Origin of the sequence: Chromobacterium haemolyticum, assembly GCF_002081825.1 — a bacterium.
Taxonomy (GTDB): Bacteria; Pseudomonadota; Gammaproteobacteria; order Burkholderiales; family Chromobacteriaceae; genus Chromobacterium; species Chromobacterium fluminis.
In genome coordinates this window covers 24,974-36,309 of the sequence record NZ_MUKU01000047.1, presented here as the reverse complement: position 1 = coordinate 36,309, position 11,336 = coordinate 24,974, and the positions used below count along the sequence as shown (strand labels likewise).

Annotated in this window: 9 protein-coding genes and 1 pseudogene; 2 read left to right on the top strand and 8 right to left on the bottom strand. The window is 64.4% G+C overall.

What is annotated here, in order from left to right:
• The 4 genes and pseudogenes from B0T39_RS25340 to B0T39_RS22455 all read right to left on the bottom strand — a co-directional run.
• A pseudogene (locus B0T39_RS25340) lies at positions 1-90 on the bottom strand (IS5/IS1182 family transposase); the annotation flags it as partial.
• Positions 91-200: 110 nt separating this feature from the next.
• Entirely contained in the window at positions 201-725 is a 525-nt protein-coding gene (locus B0T39_RS22465) for a DUF2946 family protein (RefSeq protein ID WP_081550676.1), read from the bottom strand.
• Positions 726-780: 55 nt separating this feature from the next.
• A complete protein-coding gene (locus B0T39_RS22460) occupies positions 781-3,273 on the bottom strand; it encodes an ABC transporter permease (RefSeq protein ID WP_081550672.1) in 2,493 nt (830 codons plus the stop codon).
• On the bottom strand, positions 3,270-3,962 hold the full coding sequence (locus B0T39_RS22455) for an ABC transporter ATP-binding protein (protein WP_019101893.1): 693 nt from the start codon (positions 3,960-3,962) through the stop codon (positions 3,270-3,272). Before B0T39_RS22455 ends, B0T39_RS22460 begins: the two co-directional genes overlap by 4 nt.
• A 2-nt stretch (positions 3,963-3,964) precedes the next feature.
• On the opposite strand from B0T39_RS22455, the gene B0T39_RS22450 reads away from it, so the two are divergent.
• Positions 3,965-4,564 carry an arylesterase gene (locus tag B0T39_RS22450; protein WP_081550670.1) on the top strand — a complete coding sequence of 200 codons (600 nt, stop codon included), beginning with the start codon at positions 3,965-3,967 and terminating at the stop codon, positions 4,562-4,564.
• Between the two features lie 109 nt (positions 4,565-4,673).
• A complete protein-coding gene (locus B0T39_RS22445) occupies positions 4,674-5,960 on the top strand; it encodes an MFS transporter (protein WP_081550668.1) in 1,287 nt (428 codons plus the stop codon).
• A gap of 101 nt (positions 5,961-6,061) precedes the next feature.
• On the opposite strand, the gene B0T39_RS22440 is transcribed toward B0T39_RS22445, so the two are convergent.
• From B0T39_RS22440 to aspS, 4 genes are all read right to left on the bottom strand, one after another.
• On the bottom strand, positions 6,062-7,270 hold the full coding sequence (locus B0T39_RS22440) for a GGDEF domain-containing protein (RefSeq protein ID WP_081550666.1): 1,209 nt from the start codon (positions 7,268-7,270) through the stop codon (positions 6,062-6,064).
• 20 nt (positions 7,271-7,290) lie between these two features.
• The gene (locus B0T39_RS22435; RefSeq protein ID WP_081550664.1) at positions 7,291-8,493 is read right to left on the bottom strand and encodes a GGDEF domain-containing protein; all 1,203 of its coding nucleotides are present in this window, start codon (positions 8,491-8,493) and stop codon (positions 7,291-7,293) included.
• 139 nt (positions 8,494-8,632) lie between these two features.
• Positions 8,633-9,247 (bottom strand): peroxiredoxin, encoded by a 615-nt coding sequence (locus B0T39_RS22430; protein ID WP_081550662.1) that lies wholly within the window; start codon positions 9,245-9,247, stop codon positions 8,633-8,635.
• A gap of 291 nt (positions 9,248-9,538) precedes the next feature.
• Entirely contained in the window at positions 9,539-11,332 is a 1,794-nt protein-coding gene (gene aspS / locus B0T39_RS22425; RefSeq protein WP_081550660.1) for an aspartate--tRNA ligase, read from the bottom strand.
• Between the last annotated feature and the right edge of the window lie 4 nt (positions 11,333-11,336).

Sequence of the window (11,336 nt, the reverse complement as noted above, 5' to 3'; positions counted from 1 at the left end):
CTTGGTTTTCTTGCGCAGGCTTTCCAATAGCGGTCTGATCTGTTCGAACTGTTCACGACTTACGTCGCTTGGATAATGGCTTCTTCGCATTCGGCAATTATCTCAGGACGAAAAGATCGTGAACAGGTTCTAAGCCAAGCCATGCGCGGACCAAACAAAACCCCGGGCTTGCCCGGGGTTTTGTTTGACGGTAAAACGGCTCAGCCTTTGGGCCGCCCGACAATGCCGTAACGCAGCCACAAATCCGGCAGGCTCTCCTTCCCCAGCGGAATCGCCGCCTTGCCCAGCGCCAGCCTGTCCGGCAACGAGGCCATGTCGCCGTCCCAGCCAGGCGCCCCCTCGTCCAGCACCGCGGCCAGGTCGCGGTCGTCCACCGCCGCCAACTCTCCACCGATCTCGATCAACAACATGCCTTCCGGCGTCAGCCAGGCGGAGCGCGCAGGCACGTCATCGTCGTACGGCAACGTGCTCCAACCCGACGGCGTGCGCCGTGCCACCAGCGGCGCGGCGTCCAGCGTCACATAGACTTTCTGCGGCCCGTTCTGCACATAACAACGTCCCAGTCCGTCGCGGCTGTAGTTGCGGCCAAAAAACTCGGTCATCGCCTCATGCTGCAAGCGCTCGTCCTTGATCCACCACTGGCCGCGCGCGTCCAGCCGCAGCCAGCCAAACACGGCGGGCACGTTCGGCCACTTGGCCATTGCCGCCTGTACTATCGCATCCATCATGCGTCTCCTTGCGGGTTTCGCCCCGCTTGACTCTCAGCTTTGACCACCAAACTCAAATCGCTCTCAACACCGCCATCGGCGAAGTCCGGGTCACTCGCCCGACGAGCGGCCAGCCGGCCACTACCACCACCAGCGCGCCGCAGGCGATGCCCACGGGCAACAGCCACGGATTGAACACCAAGGGCAGGTTGAACAATTTGACCGAAGCCAAAGCGCCGATGCCCATCGCGCCCAATGCCGCCAATAAACCGGAAAACGCGCCCAACCAGGCCAGCTCCGCCAGCACCACGCTGCGCACCTGCCGCCGCGACGCGCCCAGCGCTCGCATCAGACCGACATCGAACAGCCTCTCGTCGCGAGTGGCCGCCAGCGACGCCCACAACACCAGTACGCCGGCGGCCAAGGCCAGGCCGAACATGGCCTCGATCCCGCGCGACAGCTTGTCCATCATCGCCCTCACCTCGGTCAGGATCGCCCCGACGTCGATCACGGTCAGATTGGGAAACTCGCCCACCAGACGATTGACGAAATCCTCGTCCGCCGCTTCCAGCCGGAAGCTGGTAATCCAGCTGGCCGGCTGCTGGCTGAACTGACCGGGCGTGCCGATCACGAAGAAATTGACGCGGAAACTGTCCCACGGCACTTCGCGCAAACTGGTGACCTTGGCGCGGTAAGGGGTGCCGGCCAGATCGAAGACCAATGTGTCCCCCAGCTTGATGCCCAAAGTGCCGGCCAGTTCCCGTTCCACCGAGAACTGCGGCGGAATCCGTTTCTGAGGCTGCCACCACTGGCCCGCCGTCAGCTTGTTGCCCGGCGGCAACTCGTCGCGCCAGGACAGGTTGAACTCCCGCTCGGCCAGCCGACGCGCGCGTTCGTCCTCGTAAGCCGACGGCCGCACCGGATGCTCGTTGATCGCTATCAGCCGCGCCCGCACCATGGGCGCCAGCTCCGGCGCCGCGCGTCCCTCCGAGGCGAAGGCGTTGCGCACGCCGTCGAGCTGGTGGCGCTGGATATTGATGACGAATTTATTCGGCGCGTCCGCCGGCACGCTGCGCTGCCAGGCGCCGATCAGGTCGTCGCGCACAATGGTCAGCGTCAGCAAGGCCATCAGGCCCACCGACAAGGACACGATCTGGATCACCGCCAGCCAGTGGCGGCGGGCGATATTGGCGATGCCGAAGCGCCAGCCCACGCGGCGTCCGCGCGGCAGCCTCCGCATCAGATAGACCACGCCCAGCACCAGCGCGCCCACGGCGGCGAAGAAGCCCAGCATGCCGGCCAGCAGCCAGCCGGCCACAGCCAGGTCGCCAACTTGCCACGCGGCCAGGCCCAGCAGCGCCACCAGGGCCAGCAAGGGTGCCAGCACGCCCTGACGCGTCGGCGTCAACTCATCGCGCAGCACCGCGGCCGGCGGCACGTCGCGTATGCCCATCAAGGGCGGCAGAGCCAGGCCGGCCAGCAACACCAACGAGGCCAAGGGCCCCACCAGCCAGGTCAGCCAACCCGGGTCCGGCAATATCTCGCCGACATAGCCGCTGGCCAGCTGCATCAGCGCCAATTGCACGCCGAAGCCGCCGGCGGTGCCCAAAGCGCCGGCCAGCAGACCCAACAATAGAAACAGGCTGACGAACAAGCCCCACACCTCGCCCGCCGTCAGACCCAGGCAGCGCAACACCGCCACCTGCTGCCAATGGCGCGCCAGGTAACGGCGAACCACCAGCGCCACCGCTGACGCGGCCAGCGCCACGGTCAGCATCGCGGTCAAGCCGAGAAAGCGCCGCGCGCGCTCCAGCGCTGTGCGTACCTCCGGCCTCGCCTCCTCGACGTTTTCCAGCCGCGCGTCTTTGGGCTTGGCCTTGTCCAGCCACTGGCGGAAATCGGCGATGCCGCGATCGTCGCCGGCGAACATCAACCGCCAGCGCGCGCGGCTGCCTTCCTGGATCAGGCCGGTGGCGGCCAGGTCGGCGCGGTTGAACATCAGCCGCGGCACGAAGTTGTACAAATCCATCGCGCCGTCCGGCTCGCGGATGATTTCGCCGGCCAGCCGCAATTGCACGCCTCCCACGCCCAGGGTGTCGCCCAGCTTCAGCTTCAAGCGCCGCATCAGCCTGGCATCGGCCCAGGCGGTGCCCGCGGCCGGCCGCAAGCTGCCACTGGCTACGCGGCCATCGGCCAGCTTTACGCTGACTTCGCCTCGCAGGGGATAGTTGTCGCTAACCGATTTATACGTGGCCAAAGCCGCCTGGCCACCGGAAAACACCATGGAAGGAAAGCTGATGTTGTCGGCCAGCCGCAGGCCCCGCTTCTCCGCCTCGCGGCGGATAGGCTCCGGCGCCGGCTGATTGCCGTTGAGCACCAAGTCCGCGGCCAGCAGCTGCGTGGCCTGGGTGGTCAGCGCGCGCTCTACGCGGTCGGAGAAAAAAGCCACGCTGCTCATCGCCATCACCGCCACCACCAGAGCCAGGGCCAGGATGGTAAGCTCGCCGGACACCAGTTCGCGGCGGATGAAGCGCAACACCAAGGTCAAGCGGCCGGCCAGAGTCATGAGCGCGCCCCGTTGAGCTTGCCTTCCACCAGCCGGTAGATGGCGTCGCAGCGGCTGGCCAGCTCGGTATCGTGGGTGACCAGCACCAGAGCGGTTCCCTGCTCGGCGTTGAGCTGGAATAGCAGATCGATGATCTGGCGGCCACTGTGCGGGTCCAGATTGCCGGTGGGTTCGTCGGCGAACAATAGCCCGGGGTGAATGACGAAGGCACGGGCCAAGGCGACCCGTTGCTGCTCGCCGCCGGACAGGTGGCGCGGATAATGGCCCAGCCTATGGCTGAGGCCGACGCGGTCCAGCATCTGGCGCGCCGCTTCGCGCGCGTCGGCGCGGCCGGCCAGCTCCAGCGGCAGCATCACGTTTTCCTGCGCGGTCAGTTGCGGCATCAGCTGGAAATTCTGGAACACGAACCCCACCTTGTCTCTGCGCAGCAGCGCGCGCGCGTCTTCGCTCAAGCCGGACAAGGCTTGGCCGAACAAGGACACCTCGCCGCCGGACGGGTGATCCAGACCCGCCAACAGGGACAACAGGGTAGACTTGCCGGAGCCGGAAGCGCCGACGATGGCCACGCTCTCGCCCGGATACAGGGTCAGCGTGGCGCTGCGCAGGATGTTCAGCGGCTCGCCGTGGAAATGCACCTGCTTGGCCAGTTCGCTGGCCGCCAACACCGCCTGAGTTTCAATTGGATTCATTTATGCGCTCGATACTAAGCAAAGTTCTACTTTCCGCCGGCCTGTGCCTGCTGATGTTGCCGGCGTCCGCCGCAACGATATTGGTCTTCGGGGACAGCCTGTCCGCCGGTTACGGCCTGTCCCCCGGCCAGGGCTGGGTCAGCCTGCTCGCCAAGGAGATGGGGGCGAAGCACCGCATCGTCAATGCCAGCGTCTCCGGCGAAACCACCGCCGGCGGCCTGGCCAGGTTGCCGGACGCGCTGGCGCGTCATCGCCCGGACATCGTGGTGCTGGAGCTGGGCGCCAACGACGGACTGCGCGGCCTGCCTCTGGAGCAGATGCGCGGCAACCTGTCCAAGATGATCGCCTTGGCCAAACAAAGCAAGGCCAAGGTAGTGCTGGTGGGCATGGCCCTGCCCCCGAACTATGGCCCGCAATACGGCGCCGAGTTCCGCAAAGCCTACGCCGACTTGGCCAAACGCGAGCGCCTCTCCTTCGTACCCTTGCTGGTGGCCGGCTTCGAGGCCGATTTGTCCCAGTTCCAGCCGGACGGGCTGCACCCGGTCGCCGCCGCCCAGCCCGCGATGATGCGCACGGTCAAAGCCAAGCTGCCGCTGCGCTGAAAAACCTCCCCGCGGCGTTTTTCCGGGCCGGCCGGATATTTGCGGTGTTGACTTTCTTAGTTGCAACGCAGCAAGATAATCCAAAAGCATAATCATATCCTGGATTCTTATGAGCCGCCCGCAGCCCGCCCCCTGGCTGAAACGCCTGCTGTCCCCCTATCGCGGCCTGCCCGCCACGGTCTACATCCAAGTGCTGTGCAGCCTCATCAACAATATCGGCGGCATTTCCAAACTATTCCTGCCGCTTTATCTGCGCGAAAGCTACCAGCTGGGCTATACGCAAATCGGCCTGATGATGGCGGCCTACGGCGCCGGCGCGCTGCTAGGCTCCCTCAACGGCGGCGCGCTGTCCGACCGCTTCGACGGCCGCAAGCTGGCCACGCTGTTCCTGTCCGTTTCCGGCCTGTGCCTGCTGTTGCTGGCGCTGGCGATCCCGCTCTGGCTGTTCGTGCCGGTCTTGCTGGTCTCCGGCTTCGCCGACGGCGCTTTTCGCCCGGTCAATCTGCGGCTGGCGCTGGAACCCTGCCTGCCGCGGCAGCGCGCGGTGGCGCAGGGCATGCTGCGGGTGGCTTTCAACCTGGGCGTCGCCGGCGCCGGCTTGCTCAGCGGTTCGCTTGCCGCCATCGGCTACGGCTGGGTCTACGCCGCCAACGCCGCCGCCACCTTGAGCGCGGCGCTATGGCTGGCCTGGGCTTATCGCCGTGCCGGTTCGGCCTCCATCCCTCAGGCGGCGCTCGAAACCGCCGAAGCGACCGCCGAGGCGCTGGTCGGCCCCTGGCGCGATCTTCCCTTTCTACGCATGCTGCTGGCCCTGATGCTAATGACTGCGGTATTCGACCAGATCTATGTGACGCTGGGTCTGTTCCTGCGCGAGCATTATCAACTGGGCCCGCAATGGATGGGCTATCTGTTCACTCTGAACGGGCTGATGGTAGTGGCGTTGCAGATTCCGATCAGCCGGCGCATTCTGGACTGGGGCCTGCTGGCCAGCACTCAAGCCGGCGTGCTGCTGACCGGTTTCGCCTTCCTGTGGCTAACCGTGGGCCAAGGCGCGCTGTGGGCCGTGCTGATGATGACGACGCTGACGCTGGGCGAGCTGCTGATTTCTCCCTGCTACACCATGCTGGTGATGCACCGCTCGGAAGGCCGGCTGCGCGGCCGCTATCTGGGGCTGTACAACGCGGTGTGGCAGGGCCGCACCCTGTTCGCTCCGGCGCTGGGCACCTGGCTGTACGGCGCCGTGGGCGGCGTCGCGCTATGGTGGCTGTGCGCCGCCGCCGTCTGCCTGTCGGCGTTGATCCAGCAAGCGGCGCTGCGCGCCATGCTCGGCCGCGATCCCGAACCGCTATCTCAAAACCTGTTCAAAGTCTCTCGGGCAAGAGGCGAAAACGACTGACGGGAGCGGAATGTGCAGGTGGTCCATACGCATTCTGAAGACCTACTCGCCGTACCGCGTTACACCATGCACAGCAGATTTTGAACAAACTCGCGGCCTGCCTAATCCCGTTCCGGCTTAGCGTCCCACACGCACACCCTGTTGCGGCCGGACGCTTTGGCGCGGTACAAGGCGGCGTCCGCCTGAAGCAAAGCCTGTTGGCTGCCATTCAGCGGCGGTTGGCCCGCCACGCCGATGGACACCGTCTGCGCGTAGCCGTCCGGCAAGCCGTCCAGCTGGGCCCCTTGCAGGCGCAGCCTGACCGCCTCCATCTTCTCGGCCAGCCTCTCCGGAGCCAGGCTCGGGGCCAGCACCACGAACTCCTCCCCGCCATAGCGCGCCAGCGTCATCCCGCCCTCCAAACAGGAGGCGATATGCTGCGCTGCCTGCTGCAGCACCTGGTCGCCCACCAAATGGCCAAAGCGGTCGTTCACCTGCTTGAACTCGTCCAGATCCAACATCGCCAGGCTCCAGACCGCCTCGTCGGACTGGTCCAGTTCCGCCATCCGGCAACGCAAGGCCCGCTGGTTCAAGCAGCCGGTCAACACGTCGGAGTCCGCCAGCAGATTCATCTGCTCCGCCGCTTGCTGCAACATCTGCCTGCGCTGCTCCAGCAGTTCCCTCTTGGCCGCGCTTTCCGCGTACAGATCCTGCAGCCGGCGCAGCACCACCGCATTGCGCTCGCGCAGCCTCACGGTGTCGCGCAGCAGCGGATTGAAGCTGGACAGGAACTCCCACTGCACCAGGATGAAGATCACCGCGCCCACCAGCAAGGCGCTGTACAGCAAAGTGCCCTCGCAGTGGAAACGGTACAGCGGGTATACCCAGTAGCCGACGAAAAACGTCAGGTGCAGATCGCGGCACGGGGCCAGCAGCAGGCAGACCGCGGCGAAGCCGCCGGCTAGCCACAGCACCACCACGATGCGGTAGGGCCCTTCCGCCTGCGGAAACATGAACCACATCATCATGCTCCACACCAGCGCGCTGAACAGCATCAACTGCCGCAGCGCCTGATAATGCCGGAACACCTGGTCCTGGCTATGCGCGTAACGGCGAAAACGGTAGACCAGGCGCGCGAACAGCAACTGCATCAGCAGAAACATGCCCACCCAGCTCAAGATGCGCCAGCCGGGCGCGTGCCCGAACATCAGCAAGCCAAACAGCGGGATGGCGATGAAGGACTGCAGAATCGAGAGCTGGAGCATGGAGACGAACTGACGCACCAGTTCCGCCTCCAGCTGCGGGTGCGCCGCTTGCCAGGGAAATGGCATCAGAATGCCCAGCCTCCGCCTCACGCCCCGGCCTCTCTCGCCAGGCAGACGCGGTCGCGCCCCAATGCCTTGGCTTGATACAGCGCCTTGTCCGCCTGTTGCAACAGACTCAGCGGGTCCACGCCCCGCCGCCAGGCGGCCACGCCGCAGGACAAGGTCACCGGCAAGTCTCCGGTCAGACGCCGCCAGTCCCAGCCGCCCACCTTGTCGCGCAGCACTTCCATGCGCCGATTCAGCTCGGAACCGCTGCAAGCCGGCGCCAACAACAGAAACTCCTCCCCGCCGTAACGACCGAACAGTTCCCCGTCCGCCAGCGCCTGCTGCGCCAGCACGCACAGCTGTTGCAGCACCTCGTCGCCGCGCGCATGGCCGCAGCTGTCGTTGATACGCTTGAAATGGTCCAGATCGATGATGGCGATGGCGAAAGGCGCGCCCTGGGTTTCCGAATGTTCCAGCAGGCGCTCCATTTCCCGCATCAAGGAGCGCATATTCAACACACCGGTCAAGGGATCGCGCGAGGCCAGCTCGCTGATGCGCTCCACCGCGCCGTCCAGTTCTATGTTTTTCTGCTCCAGCATCGCGTTGTAGCTGTCCAACTGTGCCTGCTCCAGCGTCAATTCGCGCATCAGGCTGGCGTTTTCGGCGCGCTGTCCCATGGACTCCAGCGCGAAGCGATGCAACAAGGCGGTGAACAGCGTCAGCGACAGGCAATAGATGACGCCGGAAGCGCCCACCCAACGCAGCACCGGTTCCGGAGAGAGAAACAAACGCAGCAGCAGCAAACCCCAGAGTGGACCGACGAAACCGTAAAACAACTCGCGGCGCGCCGACAGCATCGCGCCTTGCACCGCGCTGACCGCAATGCCCCACAGCACCACGATCAGGCTGTATGTCAGATCGTCGCCGGGCATCAGAATCCAGGCCGCGACGCCCCAACCCGAGCCCGCGGCGACGATCTGCGCTGCAAAACGCCGGTACAAGGCGGCGATCTGCCAATCGTCGTGTTCGGGACAACGGCCGGCGCGCCAAGTGGTCCCCCACAGGCTCAACAGCAACAGACTGAAAAGCAGCAGCCACAGCAAGGCGGCCACAAGCGGCGCCTTCCCCCATTCCAGACCGGTCAGCAAGGCCGCGCCCAACAAGGCGTGCGGCACGGACAGGTGAGTGGAGCGCATCACATGCAGCATGGTATAGCTGTCCAGCTGGCTGATCGGCAAAGACATGGCTCGGGCCTGTCGTTATCTTGGTAACTTATTGTTAGTTATAGCGAGCAATGCGCCAAGTCGGCCAAGGGCGCGCAAGAAAAAGCCCCGCGGGCCAAGGCGCGCGGGGCAGGGTCGGACGCAATCCGTTTACGACGAATTACAGGTCCTTGGCGTTTTCAGCCAGGTAGGAAGCCACGCCTTCGGCGCTCGGCTTCATGCCTTTCTTACCCTTGTTCCAGCCCGCCGGGCACACTTCGCCGTGCTCTTCGGTGAATTGCAGCGCGTTAACCATGCGCAGCATTTCGTCGACGTTGCGGCCCAGCGGCAGGTTGTTCACCACTTGGTGCTGCACCACGCCGGAGCGGTCGATCAGGAAGGAGCCGCGGAAAGCGACGCCGCCATCGGCTTCAACGTCGAAGGACTTGCACAGTTCGTGCTGGATATCGGCCACCAGGGTGTAGCCAACCTGGCCGATGCCGCCTTTTTCCACCGGGGTGTTGCGCCATGCGGCGTGGGTGAACTGGCTGTCGATGGACACGCCGATCACTTCCACGTTCATGGCCTTGAAGTCGGCCAGACGGTGGTCGAAAGCGATCAGTTCGGACGGGCACACGAAGGTGAAGTCCAGCGGGTAGAAGAACACTACCGCGTACTTGCCGGCGGTAGCTTGCTTGAAGGAGTAGTTGTCAACGATCTGACCATCGCCCAGCACGGCGGAGAAGGTTTTCGCGCCATCGAAGAAGGGGGCTTGTTTGCCAACGAGTACGGCCATTGCGGATCTCCTTAAAGGTCTTGGTGTGACTGCGCTTCCCTGATCGGGCGTCGGGAAACGCGGCGGAATGCGAGGCTTTATAAATCAGGGCCGCCGGCATCGGCAAATTGTAAATCCATATCGTTGCGATAAAGTTTTGCAATGTCGGCCCGGCGGGCGCTCGCTTACAAGTATGAGGCTGCTGTTAGATTGGGCCAAAAGCGCAAGGTTCAAGCCAAGACCGCCGAGAGTAGCCGAATGAAAAACGGCCGCTGCTTGCGCAACGGCCGTCGGCGTCGGATCAAACCGGCATCAAGCGGAAGGCTCGGCCTTCTGGCGCAGACGCAGGTTCAGTTCGCGCAGCTGCTTGTCGTCCACCGCGTTGGGCGCGTTGGTCAGCAGGCACTGGGCGCGCTGGGTTTTCGGGAAGGCGATCACGTCGCGGATGGACTCCGCGCCGCACATCAGCGTCACCAGGCGGTCCAGACCGAAAGCCAGGCCACCGTGCGGCGGCGCGCCGAACTTCAGGTTGTCCAGCAGGAAGCCGAACTTGTTCTGCTGCTCTTCCGGGCTGATCTTCAACGCGCCGAACACTTTCTCCTGGATGTCGGCGCGGTGGATACGGATGGAGCCGCCACCGATTTCCCAGCCGTTCAGCACCATATCGTAGGCGCGCGCCAGGCAGGCGCCCGGATCGGTGGCCATCAGGTCCTCGTGGCCCTGTTTCGGGCTGGTGAACGGATGGTGGCAGGCGGTCCAGCGATCGTCGTCCTCATCGTGCTCGAACATCGGGAAGTCCACCACCCACAGCGGACGCCACTCCTTGACGAAGTAACCGTTGGCCAGGCCGTGTTCGTGACCGATCTTGATGCGCAGCGCGCCGATGGCCTCGTTCACCACCTTGGCTTTGTCCGCGCCGAAGAAGATGATGTCGCCGTTTTGCGCACCGGTGCGCTCGATGATGGCTTTCAGGCCGTCAGCGGACAGGAACTTGACGATGGGCGACTGCAGTCCTTCTTCGGTGGGCTTGCTGGCGTCGTTGACCTTGATGTAGGCCAGACCCTTGGCGCCGTAGATGCCGACGAACTGGGTGTAGTCGTCGATTTCCTTGCGGCTGAGACTGGAACCGCCCGGCACGCGCAGAGCCACCACGCGGCCGTTCGCCATGTCGGCGGCGCCGCGGAACACCTTGAACTCTTCCGACTTCATCACGTCGGTCAGTTCGGTGAATTTCAGGTCCACGCGCATGTCCGGCTTGTCGGAGCCGTAGTAGAACATCGCGTCGGCGTAAGTCATGCGCGGGAACGGCGGCAGCTCCACGCCCAGCACGTCGCGGAAGATCTCCTTGGTCATGCCCTCGGTGATGTCCATGATCTGGTCCTCGTTCAGGAACGAGGTCTCGATATCGATCTGGGTGAATTCAGGCTGACGGTCGGCGCGCAGGTCTTCGTCGCGGAAGCACTTGGTGATCTGGTAGTAGCGGTCGAAGCCGGCCACCATCAGCAATTGCTTGAACAGCTGCGGCGATTGCGGCAGCGCGAAGAATTCGCCCGGGTGCACGCGGGAAGGCACCAGGTAATCGCGCGCGCCTTCCGGCGTGGAGCGGGTCAGCATCGGGGTTTCGATGTCGATGAAGCCCTGCTTGTCCAGATGGTTGCGCACGCCCATCGCCACCTTGTAGCGCAAGCGCAAGTTTTTCTGCATCGCCGGGCGACGCAGATCGATCACGCGGTTGGTCAGACGCACGTTCTCGGACAGGTTCTCGTCGTCGATCTGGAACGGCGGCGTGGCGGCGGCGTTGAGGATTTCGATTTCCTTGGCCAGGATTTCGATCTCGCCGGAAATCATCTTGCTGTTGGCGGTGCCGGCCGGACGCTCGCGAACGATGCCGGTGATGGACAACACGTATTCGCCGCGGCTGCTGTCGGCCAACTGGAACGCTTCCGGAGTGTCCGGATCGATCACCACCTGCACCAGGCCTTCGCGGTCGCGCAGGTCGATGAAGATCACGCCGCCATGGTCGCGGCGGCGGTGAGCCCAGCCCTTCACGGTAACGGTCTGGCCGAGGTATTTCTTGTCAATAAGTCCGCAATAGTCGGTACGCATTTGG

Bases quoted from the DNA above. Each gene is read 5' to 3' on its own strand.
- B0T39_RS22465 (WP_081550676.1), bottom strand. From the start codon at position 725: ATGGATGCGATAGTACAGGCGGCAATGGCCAAGTGGCCGAACGTGCCC.
- B0T39_RS22460 (WP_081550672.1), bottom strand. From the start codon at position 3,273: ATGACTCTGGCCGGCCGCTTGACCTTGGTGTTGCGCTTCATCCGCCGC.
- B0T39_RS22455 (WP_019101893.1), bottom strand. From the start codon at position 3,962: ATGAATCCAATTGAAACTCAGGCGGTGTTGGCGGCCAGCGAACTGGCC.
- B0T39_RS22450 (WP_081550670.1), top strand. From the start codon at position 3,965: ATGCGCTCGATACTAAGCAAAGTTCTACTTTCCGCCGGCCTGTGCCTG.
- B0T39_RS22445 (WP_081550668.1), top strand. From the start codon at position 4,674: ATGAGCCGCCCGCAGCCCGCCCCCTGGCTGAAACGCCTGCTGTCCCCC.
- B0T39_RS22440 (WP_081550666.1), bottom strand. From the start codon at position 7,270: ATGCCATTTCCCTGGCAAGCGGCGCACCCGCAGCTGGAGGCGGAACTG.
- B0T39_RS22435 (WP_081550664.1), bottom strand. From the start codon at position 8,493: ATGTCTTTGCCGATCAGCCAGCTGGACAGCTATACCATGCTGCATGTG.
- B0T39_RS22430 (WP_081550662.1), bottom strand. From the start codon at position 9,247: ATGGCCGTACTCGTTGGCAAACAAGCCCCCTTCTTCGATGGCGCGAAA.
- aspS (WP_081550660.1), bottom strand. From the start codon at position 11,332: ATGCGTACCGACTATTGCGGACTTATTGACAAGAAATACCTCGGCCAG.